This is a genomic window from Synechococcus sp. CBW1006 (assembly GCF_015840525.1).
In the GTDB taxonomy this organism is placed as follows: Bacteria; Cyanobacteriota; Cyanobacteriia; order PCC-6307; family Cyanobiaceae; genus CBW1002.
The window spans coordinates 2445760-2463115 of the sequence record NZ_CP060396.1 but is presented as its reverse complement, the minus strand read 5'-3'; the positions used below and the strand labels follow the sequence as shown (position 1 = coordinate 2463115).

18 protein-coding genes and 3 pseudogenes are annotated in these 17356 nt (G+C 63.7%); 12 read left to right on the top strand and 9 right to left on the bottom strand.

Features of this window, described 5'->3' with window-relative positions; genetic code table 11:
- The first annotated feature begins 6 nt into the window (after window positions 1–6).
- Together H8F26_RS11875 and H8F26_RS11870 are read left to right on the top strand one after the other, a co-directional pair.
- Window positions 7–804 (top strand): metal ABC transporter ATP-binding protein, encoded by a 798-nt coding sequence (locus H8F26_RS11875; RefSeq protein WP_197154091.1) that lies wholly within the window; start codon window positions 7–9, stop codon window positions 802–804.
- The gene (locus tag H8F26_RS11870) at window positions 801–1694 is read left to right on the top strand and encodes a metal ABC transporter permease (protein WP_231605163.1); all 894 of its coding nucleotides are present in this window, start codon (window positions 801–803) and stop codon (window positions 1692–1694) included. Before H8F26_RS11875 ends, H8F26_RS11870 begins: the two co-directional genes overlap by 4 nt.
- On the opposite strand, the gene H8F26_RS11865 is transcribed toward H8F26_RS11870, so the two are convergent.
- From H8F26_RS11865 to H8F26_RS11840, 6 genes are read right to left on the bottom strand one after another with little or no spacing between them, the layout of a single operon-like run.
- Window positions 1603–1956 (bottom strand): hypothetical protein, encoded by a 354-nt coding sequence (locus H8F26_RS11865; protein WP_197154089.1) that lies wholly within the window; start codon window positions 1954–1956, stop codon window positions 1603–1605. The two genes, H8F26_RS11870 and H8F26_RS11865, sit on opposite strands and share 92 nt — an antisense overlap.
- Window positions 1957–2006: 50 nt before the next feature.
- Window positions 2007–2366, bottom strand: a complete 360-nt coding sequence (locus H8F26_RS11860) for an alpha/beta fold hydrolase (RefSeq protein WP_197154087.1) — start codon at window positions 2364–2366, stop codon at window positions 2007–2009.
- Window positions 2363–3073 carry a phosphoesterase gene (locus H8F26_RS11855; RefSeq protein ID WP_197154085.1) on the bottom strand — a complete coding sequence of 237 codons (711 nt, stop codon included), beginning with the start codon at window positions 3071–3073 and terminating at the stop codon, window positions 2363–2365. Before H8F26_RS11855 ends, H8F26_RS11860 begins: the two co-directional genes overlap by 4 nt.
- A complete protein-coding gene (locus H8F26_RS11850; protein WP_197154083.1) occupies window positions 3073–3891 on the bottom strand; it encodes a metallophosphoesterase in 819 nt (272 codons plus the stop codon). Before H8F26_RS11850 ends, H8F26_RS11855 begins: the two co-directional genes overlap by 1 nt.
- A 5-nt stretch (window positions 3892–3896) precedes the next feature.
- Window positions 3897–4682 carry a GTP-binding protein gene (locus H8F26_RS11845; RefSeq protein ID WP_197154081.1) on the bottom strand — a complete coding sequence of 262 codons (786 nt, stop codon included), beginning with the start codon at window positions 4680–4682 and terminating at the stop codon, window positions 3897–3899.
- A complete protein-coding gene (locus tag H8F26_RS11840; protein ID WP_231605162.1) occupies window positions 4679–5791 on the bottom strand; it encodes a GTP-binding protein in 1113 nt (370 codons plus the stop codon). Before H8F26_RS11840 ends, H8F26_RS11845 begins: the two co-directional genes overlap by 4 nt.
- Window positions 5792–5955: 164 nt before the next feature.
- On the opposite strand from H8F26_RS11840, the gene H8F26_RS11835 reads away from it, so the two are divergent.
- The 4 genes from H8F26_RS11835 to H8F26_RS11825 all read left to right on the top strand — a co-directional run bounded on the left by H8F26_RS11835 (window position 5956) and on the right by H8F26_RS11825 (window position 7092).
- Window positions 5956–6153 carry a hypothetical protein gene (locus tag H8F26_RS11835; RefSeq protein ID WP_197159366.1) on the top strand — a complete coding sequence of 66 codons (198 nt, stop codon included), beginning with the start codon at window positions 5956–5958 and terminating at the stop codon, window positions 6151–6153.
- A 94-nt stretch (window positions 6154–6247) separates the two neighbouring features.
- The gene (locus tag H8F26_RS19910) at window positions 6248–6373 is read left to right on the top strand and encodes a hypothetical protein (RefSeq protein ID WP_255518568.1); all 126 of its coding nucleotides are present in this window, start codon (window positions 6248–6250) and stop codon (window positions 6371–6373) included.
- A gap of 113 nt (window positions 6374–6486) precedes the next feature.
- A complete protein-coding gene (locus H8F26_RS11830; RefSeq protein WP_197154079.1) occupies window positions 6487–6798 on the top strand; it encodes a DUF1778 domain-containing protein in 312 nt (103 codons plus the stop codon).
- An 81-nt stretch (window positions 6799–6879) separates the two neighbouring features.
- Window positions 6880–7092, top strand: coding sequence for a hypothetical protein (locus H8F26_RS11825; RefSeq protein WP_197159365.1), 213 nt, complete (start codon window positions 6880–6882; stop codon window positions 7090–7092).
- Here the strand turns inward: H8F26_RS11825 and H8F26_RS11820 are convergent.
- The gene (locus H8F26_RS11820; RefSeq protein WP_197154072.1) at window positions 7065–7994 is read right to left on the bottom strand and encodes a DMT family transporter; all 930 of its coding nucleotides are present in this window, start codon (window positions 7992–7994) and stop codon (window positions 7065–7067) included. The two genes, H8F26_RS11825 and H8F26_RS11820, sit on opposite strands and share 28 nt — an antisense overlap.
- Window positions 7995–8058: 64 nt before the next feature.
- On the opposite strand from H8F26_RS11820, the pseudogene H8F26_RS11815 reads away from it, so the two are divergent.
- A pseudogene (locus tag H8F26_RS11815) lies at window positions 8059–8571 on the top strand (CHC2 zinc finger domain-containing protein); the annotation flags it as partial.
- 283 nt (window positions 8572–8854) lie between these two features.
- Here H8F26_RS11815 and H8F26_RS11810 read toward each other — a convergent pair.
- The gene (locus H8F26_RS11810) at window positions 8855–10090 is read right to left on the bottom strand and encodes an IS256 family transposase (RefSeq protein ID WP_197154071.1); all 1236 of its coding nucleotides are present in this window, start codon (window positions 10088–10090) and stop codon (window positions 8855–8857) included.
- 158 nt (window positions 10091–10248) lie between these two features.
- Here H8F26_RS11810 and H8F26_RS11805 point away from each other — a divergent pair.
- Window positions 10249–11535, top strand: a pseudogene (locus H8F26_RS11805) (DNA primase); the annotation flags it as partial.
- Between the two features lie 232 nt (window positions 11536–11767).
- On the opposite strand, the gene ltrA reads toward H8F26_RS11805, so the two are convergent.
- Window positions 11768–13018: a group II intron reverse transcriptase/maturase gene (gene ltrA, locus H8F26_RS11800; protein WP_231597922.1), complete on the bottom strand. Its 1251-nt coding sequence runs from the start codon at window positions 13016–13018 to the stop codon at window positions 11768–11770.
- A 562-nt stretch (window positions 13019–13580) separates the two neighbouring features.
- On the opposite strand from ltrA, the gene H8F26_RS11795 reads away from it, so the two are divergent.
- The 4 genes and pseudogenes from H8F26_RS11795 (at window position 13581) to H8F26_RS11780 (ending at window position 17355) form a co-directional block, all read left to right on the top strand.
- Window positions 13581–14792 (top strand): IS256 family transposase, encoded by a 1212-nt coding sequence (locus H8F26_RS11795; protein ID WP_197158927.1) that lies wholly within the window; start codon window positions 13581–13583, stop codon window positions 14790–14792.
- Between the two features lie 284 nt (window positions 14793–15076).
- A pseudogene (locus tag H8F26_RS11790) lies at window positions 15077–15373 on the top strand (DNA primase); the annotation flags it as partial.
- Complete coding sequence (locus H8F26_RS11785) at window positions 15373–16110, top strand: arsenic resistance protein (protein WP_231605161.1); 738 nt, start codon at window positions 15373–15375, stop codon at window positions 16108–16110. The pseudogene H8F26_RS11790 and the gene H8F26_RS11785, both read left to right, overlap by 1 nt.
- Before the next feature lie 147 nt (window positions 16111–16257).
- Complete coding sequence (locus tag H8F26_RS11780) at window positions 16258–17355, top strand: transposase (protein WP_197154070.1); 1098 nt, start codon at window positions 16258–16260, stop codon at window positions 17353–17355.
- Window position 17356: the final 1 nt, after the last annotated feature.

Here is a 17356-nt window from a genome sequence, read left to right as displayed (position 1 = left end):
GGGCTGATGGGATCCTCCCCGGTGGTGCAGGTTCATAACCTGAGCGTTCGGCGTGACGGCCTGCTGGCCGTCGATGGGGTCAGCTTCTCCCTGGCCCCGGAAACCGACACCGCCCTGGTGGGGCCCAATGGGGCGGGCAAAAGCAGCCTGGTGGCGGCCCTGCTTGGACTGTTGCCCAGGTCAGGCGGTTCGGTGCAGATCCTGGGCCAGGAACTCGGTCCAGCCGGAGAGCTTCCCCGCTCGGTTCGCTCCCAGATCGCCTATCTGCCCCAGACCCTGGCCTTGCAGGGTCGGTTTCCCCTGACGGTCTGTGAGTTTGTCGGGTTCGGCTTTGATCTGCCGGGCCTGAACCTGGCCTGGCTGGGTGGAGGCCGCGAGGGCCGCCGCCAGGCGATTCAGCAGGCCTTGCAGCGTACGGGCTGCGGCGCTCTTGGCGAGCGGCTGCTGAGTGAACTCTCCGGTGGCCAGCTCAAGCGGGTGCTGCTGGCGTTCTGTGTGGTGCGCCCCCGCCAGTTGCTGGTTCTGGATGAGGCCCAGGCTGGTCTGGATGTCCCCTCAATGGAACAGTTTCACCAGTTGCTTCTCGAGCTGCGCCGTCAGGAGGGCTGGACCGTGCTGCAAGTCTCCCACGATCTCGAGATGGTGCGACGCAGCTGCGATCAGGTGCTCTGCCTCAACCGCCGTCTGCGCTGCAGCGGCAGCCCTGATCACACCCTCAGCCCCGAACGGCTGCTGGAGCTGTATGGACCGAACGTGGTGCCCTACCGCCACCAACACAGCAACGCAGGTCCGCAGCAGCCATGACGCATCTCACCGTCATCCCGGACATCCTGGCGGAACCCTCGATGCAGCGGGCCCTGCTGGGGGGACTGCTCACCGGCGCTCTTGGCGGGCTGCTGGGCAGTTTTGCCGTCTTGCGGCAGCTCTCCTTTTTCAGTGATGCGCTGGGGCATTCGGCCCTGCTGGGCATCAGCCTGGGCATCCTGCTGGGGATCAACCCGACCTTGGTGTTGATTCCCTTTGCGGTGCTGTTCGCTCTGCTGGTGAACCAGTTGGTTGCCCGCAGCGGTCTGCCCGCAGACGCCCTGCTCAACATCGTGTATTCCACCTCCCTCGCCTTTGCGGTGGTGGCCCTGAGCCTGGTCGAGACCTACCGCGGCGGCATTCAGCAGCTGCTGTTCGGTGACATCCTCGGCATCAGCCGCAGCGATCTGACGGTCATCGGCCTGTTGCTGGTGGCGGCCTTGGTGTATCTGTCCCTTAGCCTGCGGGCGCAGGTGCTGCTCACCCTCAACAGCGACCTGGCGGGGGCCTTCGGGGTGGGGGCCAGCCGACACCGCCTGGCCTTCATCGTGCTGCTGGCCGTCGTGGTGGCCGTGTCGATCAAGGCGGTGGGCGTGCTGCTGATCAGCGCCTTCGTCGTCATCCCGGCCTGCGCTGGGCGGCTTGTCAGCCGCCGCTTTCCGGTCTATGCCCTCGTCTCGGCGGGCCTCGGTGGCGGCTGTGCCCTGCTCGGTCTGCTGGGTTCAGGCCTCACCAACCTGCCCTCCGGCCCCTGTGTGGTCATCGTGCAGTTTGGGGGATTCCTGCTGGCCCTGATGGTCAGCCAAATGACCCGTCGCCCGACAGCAACTGCCGAACCAGCAGGGCGCCGAATTCCTGATGCAGGCCCAGCCGCCCCGGGATCACGCTGAGCTGATCCGCCACCCAGGCCAGGGCCTCCATCTCCATTCTCGAGCGCGGTGGTGCCTCCGCCGCCAGGACCACCTGCAGCGGGCAGTGGAGCATCCGGGCCTGGTGAAGCCACCAGTCGCTCTCCTGTGCTGGATCGAGGCCGCCTGTCACAAAGGCCGCACTGGCGAAGCGCGCCCCCGGGCGGCGGGCCAGTTGCTGCTGCTGCCGAACCGGCTCTGGGGACAACAGGTCAGGGTCCACCCAGACGTGACGGCGCAACATCAGCTTGAGAACGGCCTTGCTGGTGTTGAGCCGATACAGCGCGGGGCCGATCAGCGGTGCGGCGACCAGCTGCCGCAGCCAGCGGAACCGTTGTGGCGGCCTGGGTGGATGGTGTGGAGGTAGGAGAGAACAGCCCGGAGTGCCGAACGCAGCAGGGAGGCGTCGTAGCCGATGGCCGGTCGATCGCTGTCGCCGAAGCCCGGCCAGTCAAGACTGGCGAGCTGGCGCTGATCACCGACGGCCTCCGCCAGGGGCTTCCATTCGCTGCGGCTGGAGACGGTGCTCAGCGCCGGCAGCAGCAACCAGAGTGGTGCCGTTCGGGGCCCGGAACGCTCCAGCATGATCCCCAGCCGGTGTCCGGCCAGATCCAGCTGCAGGCGTTCCACGGTTCCCCCGAAAGCAGGCGTCACGCGAACCCCCGTCCTCTCGATCCAGCCTGTTGGCCCACCGTCCTGAAGGCGATCCTGTCGCTGCCTGGGTCATAGAGGGTGTAGCGGAGGCCGGAGCCGATGCCGATCACCTTGCGCTGTGGCACCACCTGCTGAAGCTGCTGTTCGCCGGCCAGATCCCGCACGGCGGAGGCGATCCCCCCACCCGAGAGCTCCACGCTGAACTGCTCGCCGCTGCGGGCGGTGAACAGGCGGTTAACATCCATCCGGGTGAGCCGGTCCAGCAGCAACAGCGGCGAGCTGTCTGGACCCAGGTTGTCGCCCACATCGGCAGAGCTGCCATGCAGCAGGGCGCAATCCAGTTCGATGAAGCCGAACTGCAGGGCTGCTAGCCAGGCCAGATGTCCTGGATCAACGGCCTGCTCCAGCGCCTCCACGGCGGCCTGGCCGAACTGCTGACGCAGAGGGTCAGCCCGCCGCTCCCCGCGATAGCCGCGTTCGGCGAGCAACTGCTCTTCCCACCAGCCATAGATGCACTGAGGCGCCAGCTCTCCGCGGCGGGGATCCTGTAGCCGAGCCAGCAGAGCATTGGCATCCCTGTCGGGACCAATCAGATCACCCAACACAAACAGGGTGTCGACTCGGCCCAGCTGGCGCAGATCCCGTTGAAGCGCCTCGTAGAGCGCAAGGTCGCCCTGCAACCCACTCACCAGTGCCCAGCGTGCCATCAGCGCTCACACACGTGGCTGGCGTCATCGGCCCGCTCGGCGTACTCAAAGCCATGGCGCAGACGCCAGGCGAACACCGGCGGCAGTCCAACCTCAACAATCGCCCTGCAGGTGCGCTCTACGTCGTAAGGCACTTCGCGGATCTCGACGTTGCCGGTGACCTCGTCGTGAATCACATAGGTGGCGTGGGTGTTGCCATGGCGCGGCTCACCCACAGAGCCGGCGTTGACGATGCGGCGCACGGGCAAGGCCATCTCCCGCTCGGCTGGTGACTGCGGATCCGTCGACGCCTGCACGCGCACACGGATGACGCCATCCCGCAGCTCACGAACGTAGGGGCGGTGGGTATGGCCGCAAAACAGGGTGTCGGCATCGGCCGTCTGCACCCGCTCCAGAGCGGCAAAGGCATCCATGTCGGGCAGCAGGACTTCGTGCTGACTGTTGGGACTGCCATGCACAAACAACAGCCGATCGCGTCGCAAGGACATCGGCAGGCTGGCGAGGAAGGCCTTGTTCTCCTCGCTCAGCTGCTCGGCAGTCCATTGATGGGCCTGATGACCGCGCCGTTCCGCCAGCTGCGAGGGGTAGCTGCACTCACAGGAGTTGAGCCCCTCGATGATGTCCTCATCCCAGCAGCCCTGGCAGCAGGGGATGGCGCGCTCTCGAACCAGGGTCACGACTTCATTGGGCTGGGGGCCATAGCCCACCAGATCCCCCAGGCAGGTGATGGTGGCGATGCCGAGCTGATCGATGTCCGCCAGCACCGCCCCCAGAGCGGCCAGGTTGGCGTGCAGACACGAGATCACAGCGTGGGCCATGGCGATCAGGCGGAACGGGTTGGTTGGGTGTAGCGTTGGCGCAGAGGAACCTGCTGCTGCTCCAGCACGGCATCGCTGAGCAGGCAATTGGCGACCGTGGCCTCGATGGCCGCAGGGTCAAGGTCCTTGCCCTGCACCACCAGGCGGGACAGGCGATCAGGCCGGCCGTTGGGCAGGGCGATGGTCTGCAGGGGCAGAAACTGGGATCCCTCCTGGCTCACCATCCAGTTGCAGAAGAACGCCCGGCCATCGGGCAGGTTCATCAGGGCCTTGGCGCGGTAAACATCGCCATAGGCCCCATTCACCAGTTCGAACCAGAAGCTGCTGAGGCTGGCGGGATCCCAGACGGCGGCGTTGAGGTTCAGGCTCCAGACCTGCAGATGGCTGAAGTCGAGCGTGTCCTGCTGGGGCAGCTCAGGGTCTCGGCCGAAGTGCAGATGGCGATCGGGAGTGAGATGGAGGGCTTGCAGCTGGGGCATGACCCGCCGATCCACGCCCGCCAGGCCGGCCTGCGCCGGCGGATGGAACTGGGGCAGCTCGATCAGCGCGAGCAGGCCGGCGGGATGGGGTGCCAGGGCCTGATCCAGGTCACTCAGGTCCAGCAGCTCCGGGCACTGGTCCAGCAGGAAGGCGCGATCGATGCCACCGTCCCTGGCCTGGGCAAGACCTTCGTCGGGATAGCCCGCAAGCCGCAGATACCCGGAAGGGCCGGAATGGCTCTGGATCTGGTTGAGAATCCAGCTGGTTTTGCCGCAGCCCGGAGGCCCAGAGAGCAGGAGGGTCTGGCTCATGGCGCCGCCACGCAGGCCTTGAGCTGGGCCTTGATGGTTGCCTGATCGATCCCTTTGCCGATCGCCACCACCTTGGAGTGGCGATCTGAGCCCTCGGGCCAGTCGGAATCGTCGATCGTGAAGCGCTTGCCGCACAGGTGAAACAGGTGCCGGCGCTGGCTCTCGCGGAACCAGAGCACCCCCTTGGCGCGGAACACCGATGCAGGCAGTTGCTGATCGAGAAAGTGCTGGAAACGGCGCAGGTCGAGCGGGGCCTGCACGGCCAGGCTCACGGAGCTGAATCCCTCCAGCTCAAGGGTATGGGCATGGTGGTGATGCGCATGGTCATGCTCGTGGTGATGGTGGTGATGCCCATCGCCAGGGTTGTGGTGGCTGTCCTGGTGGTCATGGCTGGGATGTCCGGGTTCGTGCTGCTGGCGCTGATCCTCATGGCCCAGCGCGTCGCCCCGGGCCTCCTCCTGGGCCTGCAGTGCGGCCAGCCGGTCGCTCTCGAACAGGCCCACACTCAGCAGCAGACCCAGGGGCACCTCACCGCGGCAGGCCCGCAGGATGCGGGCATCTGTCTTGATCGCCCGCAGTTCAGACTCCACCACGGCCAGGCGCTGCTCATCCACCAGGTCGGCCTTGTTGAGCACCAGGATGTCGCCGTACACCACCTGGGCGCGGGCGATCGGGCTCTCCATCGCGGTGGCACTGAAGTGCTCGGCATCAATCAGGGTGATGATCGAATCGAGCCGGAGCCGGTCTCGCAGGTCGCCGGCCATGAACGTCACAGCCACCGGCAGGGGGTCAGCGAGGCCGGTGGTCTCCACCATGATCAGATCAATCGGTTCGGGGCGCTGCAGCACCCGGTGCACAGCCTCCAGCAGCTCACCATTGATCGAGCAGCAGATACAGCCGTTGCTGAGCTCGACCATCTGATCACTGGTGGCCACCACGAGCTCGTTGTCGATGCCCACCTCACCGAACTCATTCACCAGCACAGCGCTGCGCAGACCCTGCTGGTTGGTGAGGATGTGATTGAGCAAGGTGGTCTTGCCGGCGCCCAGGAAGCCGGTGAGCACAGTCACGGGCACGGGGGCCCGCATCAGCTCCATCGGTTGGGGCATGACCGCGTCAGAGACTGAGAACGGTTCTCATTCTGCCCGATCGGCGGCGGCCTTGAGCGCTCCGCCTACCCGTTGCGGGCAGTCCCTGGGGCGCAGCGCCTGGAACTGGGACTGGGACTGGGACTGGGACTGGAAGACTGTGTGCAAGTGCACAACTGCTTCCCGTGTCCTCGTCCGAGCGTCATTGCACCTCCAGCCGAGAGGGCAAGGTGATGCTGTCCTGCTGGATTCCGGAAGACCTGCGTCAGGAGCTCGATCGCGCGTGGGCCGAACAGGGTCTGAGGCCCCATGGCCGTACGCAGAAGGGCATGGAACAGATGATTATCAAACACTTTCTGGCACACCAGACCGTAGACCAGTAGGCCGAGCCACCGAATTGGATCGTTACGTCTTGGAGGCGCTGATTGCCTGGAAGTTGATCGATTCGCCGTTGCTGCTGAACCTCGACACCTGGGCTTGACGTGGGCATCAAGCACCACCGTGGGTATCGAGGCGTTGCCGCTGGCGAAACGCGGCAGCAGGGCCGTACGGCGGGGCTCTCGCCGGATGATCGCCAGCGGCCATGAAGCCCGCAACGATTGAGTAGCGCTATCGGTGGGCAGGCGTCAGGCCCCGGCGGATTCAATCCTGGAGAAGCTCCAGCGACTTTGCTCGCAAATCTCCGGGACGGCACACTAGCCAATGCGGCTGAAACCTTGGCCGACAGGCAAAGCTTCCAGCTCAATCGGGAGCAGTGGGAGGCATTCGTGGCTGCCCTGGATGCTCCACCCCAGCGGAATCCGCGGCTGGCGCGGTTTTTGCAGAAGCCCAGCGTGCTGGAGGGGGTGTTGCGGAACAGTCGCCTGCTGGCGGCATCCGCGATCGCCGGCATCCGCGTCTTGGCGGTGCATGCCATTGATGAAGGCGCCCGAAGCTTCTACGAGCACTTCGGCTTCCGGCCATCGCCCAGTGACCCGCTGCACCTCTTCGCGCTGCTCAAGGTTCTGCAGGGCATCGCCGGAGGCTAAGTAGTTGGCGAGCAGGAGGCCCAAACGGTGGCACTGGTGAACCAGGCCTACCCATCGGCTTCATCGCCCTGTTGTCTTCCCATGTCCCAATCACCATCTCTGTGGGCTTGTCTGGGTTTTCCCCGTTTCGACTGGCGATTGCCCGGTGGTCGGGTGCGGGTCGACAGCCCCTTCGAGCTGTTCCTGGAGCGGAGGGAACGGGGCGAGAGCTGGGGGCTGGCCCAGCCATTGGGATCCTCCGACGGACTCACACTGGAATGGGTCACCTATCCCTTGCCGCTTGATCCGTCCTGAACAGACCGGGACTTCCTCGCGCTCAGGCTGATCAGGGTGGCGGCGAGCACGCAGCCGGCCCCGATCACCACCGTGCCCGTGATCGGTTCGGCGAACCACAACACACCCCAGAGCGTGGCAAAGACCACCTGCACGTAGTTGATGGACGTGGCGCGTGCCGCCGGTAGTGCGGCCAGGCCCTCCGTGAGCCACACCTGACCCAGTTGGGTCAACAGCCCCACGCCGATCAGCCAGAACCATTCGGTGAGGGTGGGCCAGACGCCCTGCCCCCAGAGCAGTGGCAGGGCCACAGGCACCGAGATGAAGGGGAAATAGAACACGATCACCAATGGGTGCTCACGCACCGAAAGGCGCCGCACGCTCACATAGGAGAGGGCGGTGAGCAGGGCCCCTCCCAGGCCGATCAGCACCGCCAGCACGGGTAGGTTCCGCACCGTTTCTCCCATCCATTCGGGCTGCACCACCAGGGTCACCCCCAGCCAGCCGAGCAGCACGGCGAGGCCGATGCGCTTGCGGAGGGGTTCCCCGAGCAGCAACCAGGCGGTCAGCGCCGTGAGGGTCGGATAGGTGTATTGGATCAGGGTGGCGGCGGCCAGGGGCAGCCGTGCCAGGGCCTCGAAGAACAGCAGCAGGGCGCCGGTGCCCAGGGCCCCCCTGAGCATCAGCAGGGGGTGTTGGTGGCCCCAGGGCGAGATCTGGGCTTGCTGGAGCATGGCGAGGGTGATCGCCAGGCTGATCACGGAACGCACCAGCACGATCTCCGCCACCGGCAGCCGACCGCCGAGATGCTTCACGCACACGGTCATCAGGCTGAAGGCCAGGGCACAGGCCACCAGCAGTCCGCAGGCTCGCCATTCCTCATCCGACTGTCGACCACGCAGGGCCTTGAGCAGGCTCGCCATCCCCATCCAGCGCTGATCGCCTGTCAACCATGCCACCCGGCTCCGGGTCTCGCAGAATGCGGGGATGGCGATGCCCAGGCTCCACCCGCGCACGATTGACGCCGTCAAGGAACGGGCCGACATCGTCGACGTCGTCGGCGAGCACGTGGTGCTCAAGAAGAAGGGCAGGGAGTTCGTGGGGATCTGCCCTTTCCACGACGACAGCAAGCCGTCCATGACGGTGTCCCCGGCCAAGCAGTTCTATTACTGCTTCTCCTGCGGCGCCGGCGGCAATGCGATCAAGTTTCTGATGGAGCTGCAGCGCCGCAGCTTCAGTGACGTGGTGCTGGAGCTGGCGCGCAAGTATCAGCTGCCGGTTGAAACCGTCGAGGGCCCCCAGCAGGAGCGCCTGCGGCAGCAACTGTCCCGTCGTGAGACGTTGCAGCGGGCTCTCACCTTGGCAGCCGGCTGGTTCCGCAGCCAGTTGAAAAGCGCCGGCGGCGCTGAGGCCCTCGCCTATCTGAAGGAGAAACGGGGGCTGCGGGAGGCGACGCTGGAGCAGTTCGGTCTCGGCTATGCCCCGGATCAGTGGGATGGGGCCGCGTCCCTTGGCGTGGTGTAAATCCCGAGGCCCGATTGCCCTGGACTGAGGGAGAACAGGGGTGAATGACGGGCTGTCATTCTCGAGGCGCATGTGCACCTCGTTATTTCACGATGAATCCAGACGATTGACTTGTCAAGTCTTTCGTCTGGATTGCCGATCGGTTGTGGGCTACACCTGCAATCTTGGTCGTGACGTCTGCGGTGCCGGCCCCCGGGCGGTGATCGCCGCCGCTGCGCCCTGTGGGGGCGCTACGGCGCGATCTCCTGGGGCCTGAGGCTCAGGCCGCTGCTTCTTGCAAGGAAGGCTGCGTGGGCAGCTCCGCCAGTGAGGGGATGGCGGCCATGCTCTCGGCGGAGAACATGCGCCGGCCCTCCAGCTGCCAGTGCTCGTCCTGCTCCAGCAGCACAGCCCCCACCAAGCGGGTGATCGAGGCGTCATTCGGGAAGATGCCAACCACCCGAGTGCGGCGTTTGATCTCCTCATTGAGGCGCTCGAGCAGGTTGGTGCTCCAAGTCTTTTTCCAGTGTTGAGGCGGGAAGTGACGGAAGGCGAGCACGTCTTCCCGGGCGTGCAGCATGAGCTCAGCAGCCTTGGGGAAGCGATCCACCAGTGAGCTGGCCAGATCGTCCCAGCGGGCCTCGATTTCGTCCGTTTTCTCCTGGGCGAACACTGAGCGCAAGGCAGCGGTGACCATGCCTTGGTGGGCCTTGGGCACCCGTTGGAGCAGGTTTCTGGCGAAATGGACCCTGCAGCGCTGCCAGCAGCTGCCCTGCAGCATCCGCCGGATCGCCTTGGTGAGGCCCACGTGCGCGTCGCTGATCACGAGCTTGACCCCAGTGAGGCCGCGCTCCTTGAGCGAGCCAATGAACTCGCTCCAGAAGCTCTCGGTTTCGCTGTCGCCCACCTTGATGCCGAGCAGCTCGCGGCGACCATCGGCATTGACGCCCATGGCCACCACCACAGCCCTGGAGCAGACCTGCATCGCCTTGCCGAGACGCCCGTGGAGATAGGTGGCATCGAGGTACAGGTAGGCGTAGCCGGTGGCCTCAAGGGGGCGGTTCAGGAAGGCCTGCACCTGGATGTCGATGTCAGCGCAGATGCGGCTCACCTGAGATTTGGAGATGCCGCTCTGGACTCCCAGGGCGGCCACCAGGGCGTCGACCTTGCGCGTTGAGATGCCGCCGACATAGGCCTCCATCACCACGCCGTAGAGGGCCTGGTCCACACGGCGGCGCGGCTCCAGGATCGAGGGCAGGTGGCTGCCGGAGCGCAGTTTGGGGATGCGGAGATCGATGTCCCCCACCTGGGTGGCCAGGGTGCGCGGCCGGTAGCCGTTGCGGTAGCCGAGCCGCTCCTCGCTGCGCTCATGGCGCTCTGCGCCGAGCACGGCAGCGACCTCCAGCTCGATCAGCTGCTGCAGGCCGTGGCGCACCAGCTCGGGGATCAGCTCACCGGCGCTGCTGCCATCCAGTAGCGGCGCCAGCTCAATTGCGGCACCATTGGACGTGGGCATGGTTCGTCTGGTTGAGGTAGTGCTCAAACCAGGGTCACGGGCCTGCCCACCCCTTGCAACGCTGGCCGCTGAGCGGAACGTCTGAGGTGCGCGCTCAACCCCGGCTACGCCGGGGTTGAGGTCCCCAGGGATTTACACCAACACAGGGGACGCAAGCGTGGGATGGTCTGCTCAAGCATCTCCAGAAGGTGGAGGGACTCGCTCCTGAACTGCTCGAAGCGGCGGGGCTGGTGGTGCCGCGCAAGGGGGGGAATGGCTTTTACGACCGCTTTCGCCATCGGGTGATGGTGCCGATCCACGACCGCCAGGGCCGGGTGATCGGTTTCGGTGGGCGCAGCCTCGATGGCGGCGAACCGAAATATCTCAATTCACCGGAAACGGAGGTGTTTGAAAAAGGCAAGCACCTGTTTGGATTGGATCGGGCCGCCAAGGCGATTCGCAAAGCCGATCGCGCTGTGGTGGTGGAGGGATACTTCGACGTCATCGCCCTTCACGCTGCCGGCATCACCAATGCGGTGGCGTCTCTGGGCACGGCGCTCAGCGGTCAGCAGATCACCCAGCTCTGCCGTTGCACCGACAGCAGGCGCATCATCCTCAATTTCGATGCCGATCGGGCCGGTGTGCGTGCCGCCAACCGGGCGATCGGTGAGGTGGAGCAGCTGGCCCTTCAGGGGCAGCTCGAATTGCGGGTTCTCCACCTGCCCTCGGGCAAGGATCCGGATGAATTCCTCCAGGAGCATGGCGCCGGCGACTACCGCGCCCTCCTGGATCAGGCGCCGCTCTGGCTCGATTGGCAGATCGAGCAGGTGCTGGAGGGGTGTGATCTGGATCGGGCCGACCAGTTCCAGCAGGCGGTGTCAGGGATGGTGCAACTGCTGGGCAAATTGCCCCAGTCCGCACTGCGCACCCACTACCTGCAGCAGGTGGCCGAACGCCTCAGCGGTGGTCAGAGCCGGGTGGCCTTGCAGTTGGAAGACGACCTGCGTCAGCAGGTCAAGGGGCAGCGCTGGCATGGCCGGGCAGCCCGCTTTGAACAGCCGGGCGAGTCGAGTCAGCGGGAGCGTTGCGAAGCCCAGCTGTTGATGCTGTATCTCCATTGCCCGTCCCATCGGCCGGAGATCCGGCGCGAGCTGCGTCAGCGGGAGCTGGAGGATTTCGGCCTTCAGCACCATCGCCTGCTCTGGGCGGCCATCAGTGAACTGGAGGAAACCAACCTGGGTGCGGGACGGCTGGAAGCGATCAGTCGGGGCGATGATCCCGGCGATGCGCTGGCCGATCTTGAATTGGCGCGACTGCTCACCGATCAGTTGTTGCTGGAGAACAGTGCTCTGGTCACCAGGCTGACTCCGCTTCTGGAACCAGGCGAGTTGCAGCGACTCAGCCTGGAGCATCCTCTGCAGCAGCTGCGAGGCACCGCTGCCATGCTCGAGCGCCAGAAAAGGCTTGCGTCCCCTGTGTTGGTGTAAATCCCTGGGGACCTCAACCCCGGCGTAGCCGGGGTTGAGCGCGCACCTCAGACGTTCCGCTCAGCGGCCAGCGTTGCAAGGGGTGGGCAGGCCCGTGACCCTGGTTTGAGCACTACCTCAACCAGACGAACCATGTCGAGTCACCCCGGGGAACTTCCCCCCGAGGTGCTCACAGAACCGTACGTGACACTCTCGCGTCATACGGCTCCCATCATCCACATGCCACTTCACTGACTCGACGCCAGTGCGCGAACAGATCACGATGTCCAGACCTGATCCTGGCAAGTACTCGCCAGCTTTGGAGCCGACGACCCCGCAGCCTTTTGTACTTCTGCCGTAACCAGGCTGCAATTCTGTCATCCAGGTAGCGATACAACTTCCTGATCAGTTCTGTCCTATAGAAACGACCGTAGTACTGAATCCAGCCACGAATCACTGGATTCAGCACTTTAGCGATCTCCTCAAGCGACAGATACACGAGCGATGGAAGCCCTATCGACCTAATCCTCTCCCGCATACGCTGGAGAGCCTGCGGACTCACTGCCGGCAAAAAGCCTGTGTAGATGACTCCGCGAGAATTGCGAGACACACGTGGCCGAAACGCGAAACCAAGAAACGTGAACGTGACATCAGCAAACGGTGCCCGGCGGTTGCTATCCCTGCAGTAGACCACCTGGGTCTTCTGGGGATGAAGCTGGAGGCCACAGGACGCAAAGCGATCCTGCAATGCCTCCAGCAACCGCCGAGCTTCCTTCTCGCTGTGGCAATGACAGATCACATCATCTGCATAGCGCTCAAAGGCAATGGCCGGGTGGCTCCGGCGCATCCACACATCAAACGCATAGTGCAGGAACAGATTGGCCAGCAGTGGACTGATGACACCACCTTGCGGTGTGCCCCGGTCCCTGGGATGGAGCGTGCCATCCGGCAACAGAACCGGTGCCTGCAGCCATCGTTGCAGGTAGAGCACCACCCAGCGCTCGGAGGTATGGGCCTTGATCGCGCGCATCAACAGGTCGTGATCGATAGCATCGAAAAACCCCTTGATGTCGAGATCGAGAACCCAGTTGGACCTCCAGCAGCGCTGACGGCAGACCTCTACTGCCTGATGCGCTGACTTGCCCGGTCTGTAGCCGTAGGAATCCTGATCAAAGATCAGCTCCAGCTCTGGCTCCAGCACCTGCTTGACCACCATCTGTGCGATGCGATCAGCAACCGTCGGGATACCCAGCGGCCTGACGCCTCCACCGGATTTGGGAATCTCCACACGCCGAACTGGTGGCGGAAGATAACTTCCTGATGCCATCCGATTCCAGAGTTTGTAGAGATTATTCTCCAGATCCTTGTTGAAGTCGTCCAGGCTTTGGCCATCCACACCGGCCGCCTGTCCGTTCCGTTTCACCTGTTGATAGGCCTTCCAGACCATCACCTTGGTAATCGGTAGCGGCTTGTCTGTTGTCATCCCATTCCTCCTGCCGTAGGCAGTTGATGGGAGACTCCAAACGGGATGATGCAACCCCTTGGCTCCGAGTCCGTTACAGACCCATCATCGCTACTACGGGTTGCTCCGCCCCTGCCACAGACATCGGTATTGACCCTCATGGTGGTGACCACTTGGGATGTTCCCTTGGCATTCCATGGCAGGTTCTCACGTTCCGCATCAGGGCCTGCGATGAGCTCGTGCCGTCTATACGCCGGCTGCCGTGTGGTCCATAGACAGGCTCTGTCCACACTGATCCAGGAGATTTGGGCCGCCTCCCGTTTTGGCAGCGTCTGAAATAGATATCGGCGCGTCATCAACGGTTCGCTTGCGCTCACCTTCTCGTCGCACACCTGACGGATCCAGTCCGCCGTTTCCCCGTCGCTCACCACCACGTCTTTTGAACGCAGCAGCACGGGGTGGTTTGGTACCAGCCCCTGCAGGCCGATCCCGGGAGGCCACACTCCCATCCCCGATGCAGTTTCATCAGCCTTGGCTTTCACCTGCTGACTCGTGACACACGCCCACGTCCAATCGTGCCGCAATTGAGCTGGCGCCGCTACTGGATGGCAGCAGCGCCGGTGAGCTGATCCCCGAGCTGGTGCGCCACGGCCTGCAGCAGCTGATCGAGCTGGAGGTCGCTGCCGTGCTCGGCGCAGAGCGCCATGAGCGCAGCGAGGAGCGGCTCGGCTACCGCAACGGCTACCGGCCGCGCACCCTGGCCACCCAGGTGGGGGACATCGATCTCCGCATCCCCAAACTGCGCTCCGGCAGCCACCTGCCCTCGATCCTGGAGCCGCGCCGCCGTGTGGACCAGGCCCTCTACGGCGTGGTGATGGAGGCCTATGTCGGCGGCATCTCAACGCGCAAGGTCGACGCCCTGGTGGCCGCCCTGGGAGTCCAGAGCGGCATCTCCAAATCTCAGGTGAGCCGCATCTGCGCTGACATCGACATCCAGGTGCAGGCCTTCCTGAACCGCCCCCTTGAGGCCACCGGCTACGCCTACCTGTACCTCGATGCCACCTATCTCCACGGGCGTCTCGGCAAGGCGATGCAGGTCTGCTCCAGGGCTGTGGTGGTGGCCATGGGCGTCAATGCCGATGGTCGCCGCGAGCTGCTCGGCATCAAGGTGGGCGACAGCGAAACCGAGAGCTTCTGGAGCGAGTTCATTGGCTCGCTCAAGGAGCGCGGCCTCACTGGGGTCAAGCTCGTGATCAGCGACGCGCACGTGGGCCTCACCAAGGCGATCCGGCGGATGCTGCAGGGCAGCTGCTGGCAGCGCTGCAGGGTCCATTTCGCCAGAAACCTGCTCCAACGGGTGCCCAAGGCCCACCAAGGCATGGTCACCGCTGCCTTGCGCTCGGTGTTCGCCCAGGAGAAAACGGACGAAATCGAGGCCCGCTGGGACGATCTGGCCAGCTCACTGGTGGATCGCTTCCCCAAGGCTGCTGAGCTCATGCTGCACGCCCGGGAAGACGTGCTCGCCTTCCGTCACTTCCCGCCTCAACACTGGAAAAAGACTTGGAGCACCAACCTGCTCGAGCGCCTCAATGAGGAGATCAAACGCCGCACTCGGGTGGTTGGCATCTTCCCGAATGACGCCTCGATCACCCGCTTGGTGGGGGCTGTGCTGCTGGAGCAGGACGAGCACTGGCAGCTGGAGGGCCGGCGCATGTTCTCCGCCGAGAGCATGGCCGCCATCCCCTCACTGGCGGAGCTGCCCACGCAGCCTTCCTTGCAAGAAGCAGCGGCCTGAGCCTCAGGCCCCAGGAGATCGCGCCGTAGCGCCCCCACAGGGCGCAGCGGCGGCGATCACCGCCCGGGGGCCGGCACCGCAGACGTCACGACCAAGATTGCAGGTGTAGCCCACAACCGATCGGCAATCCAGACGAAAGACTTGACAAGTCAATCGTCTGGATTCATCGTGAAATAATGAGGTGCACATGCGCCTCGAGAATGACAGCCCGTCATTCACCCCTGTTCTCCCTCAGTCCAGGGCAATCGGGCCTCGGGATTTACACCACGCCAAGGGACGCGGCCCAGAAAAGTCTCAAGCGCTGTCGCCATCTGCTTGAGGCCTGGAGTGGCCAACGGCTGGAAACGCTCGAACGCTGCATTGCCGCCTTGATTCAAGAGGAACAGCAGGACCCCCAGCCCTCGGTCGACATGGAGCAGCGCATTCAGTCGATGTTCGAAACGCTGAATGTGGATGCCTTGCGTTTTCAGCAGTTGTATTACAGCGAGCGTCAACATCTGTCTTTTCTCGATCAACAGCGCTGCGCCGGGTCTGCAGCGCCGACCGTCACCCAAACTGAGACGCTTCCACCGGCAGCTTGATGGGCATCTTTGAGCGGTTTCTCAGTGTGTGGGTGGCCTTGGCGATCCTGGCCGGCGTGGTCCTCGGTGCGGCTGTGCCCGCATGGCCGGAGGCGATCGCTTCCCTGGAGGTGGCTGGGATCAACCTGCCGATCGCTCTGCTGATCTGGGGGATGATCTATCCGATGATGCTGGCGGTGGATTTCGCCGCGATCGGTGGTCTCAGCCGTCAGCCCCGCGGTCTGCTCATCACGGTGGTGGTGAACTGGCTGATCAAACCCCTCACGATGACGGCGCTGGCCTGGCTGTTCATCCGCGGCTTGTTTTCCGCCTGGATCCCTGCCGAGCTCGGGGATCAGTACGTGGCCGGCATGATCCTGCTCGGCGTGGCTCCCTGCACGGCGATGGTGTTTGTGTGGAGCCGTCTCAGCGACGGAGATGCCAACTACACCCTGGTGCAGGTGGCGGTGAACGATCTGATCATGGTGTTCGCCTTCGCACCGATTGCCGCCCTGCTGCTGGGGGTGAGTGAGGTTCTGGTGCCCTGGAACACCTTGATTGCCGCTGTCGGCTTGTTTGTGGTGGTGCCGCTCACGGCCGGCTGGCTCACCAGGGTGTTTCTCAACTCGCCCGGTCGGATTGAGCGGCTGGAACAACGCCTGAAACCGCTCACTGTGGTGTGCCTCATCGGCACCGTGTTGCTGCTGTTCATGGTGCAGCTGGATCAATCCTGGCGGATCCCCTGGCCATCGCCCTGATCGCCGTGCCCCTGATTCTGCAGACCTATCTGGGGACTCCTGAAAAATCCAGATCCATTGCGCCGCAGCTGGTCTCAAGCATGAGAAACCGCTAAAGTAGCCGTGAATCAGGCAATCCGTGATTGCCTTTACTCCTGATCGCTCAATATGTACCGGAGGCACAATAACGGTCAGATCTCAATCAAGGAGTTCCACCTGCCATTTGGCGGCACACTTGATCCCGAGAATCGCTGGGTTCAACTGGAGGGGCTGATCCCATGGGATGAGCTGGAAGAAACCTATGCCCCTCAATTCAGCGCCACAATTGGCGCTCCAGCCAAATCAGTGAGAATGGCCTTTGGTGCTCTCTACATCAAACAGAAGTTAGGGCTCACCGACGAAGAGACAGTCCATCAGATCAGAGAGAACGCCTATATTCAGTTCTTTCTCGGCTTTGCGGGCTACACAGCTAAGGCACCGTTTGATGCCTCGATGATGGTGCACTTTCGCAAGCGTTTTTCTGACGAGGATCTGCGCCGTATCAACGAGCTGGTGGTGCAGCGCGGCAAAGAGATCCTTCTGGAAGCACTTGCTCAGACAGCAGACGATGACGACCATGATGATCGTGATTCCAGTGGAGGAGGCGCTCAGCTAGAACTTGATGCGTTGATCAAGCCTGCTGACTGGCCAGAAGGAAAGAATTGGGGCACTCTCACGATTGATGCCAGTTGCACTCCTGCCGACATCACCTATCCCAGAGACCTCAAGCTCCTCAACGAGGCTCGCACAACGACCGAGCGAGTCATTGATAATCTGTGCAGTCAGTCATCGGGATTCAGGAGACATCGACCGCGCTACGACCGTGGCCTTGCTCGTGCTCATTTCCTCAGAGTCGCGAAGCAGAAACGGCCACGCCGACGCAAGGTGAAGGCTTCCATTAAACATCAGCTTGGCTATGTGCGCCAGAATCTCAAGGCTATTGACGCTCTGATCGACTGTGGGGCAAGGCTTTCCGAGCTCAAGAGGCATTGGTGGCAGAAGTTACTGGCCTGCAGCGAGCTGGAGCGGCAGCAGAGCCTTCTGCTCGACTCTCGGACCAACAGCATTCCAGATCGCCTGGTGAATCTTGTGCAGACCCATATCCGCCCAATGGTGCGAGGCAAGGCACGTGCTGCGGTGGAGTTTGGTGCCAAGATCAGCGTTTCGGTTCAAAACGGCGTATGCGTTCAGGGGTCGGGACGCCCCACCGCACGAATGCAAGCCTGAT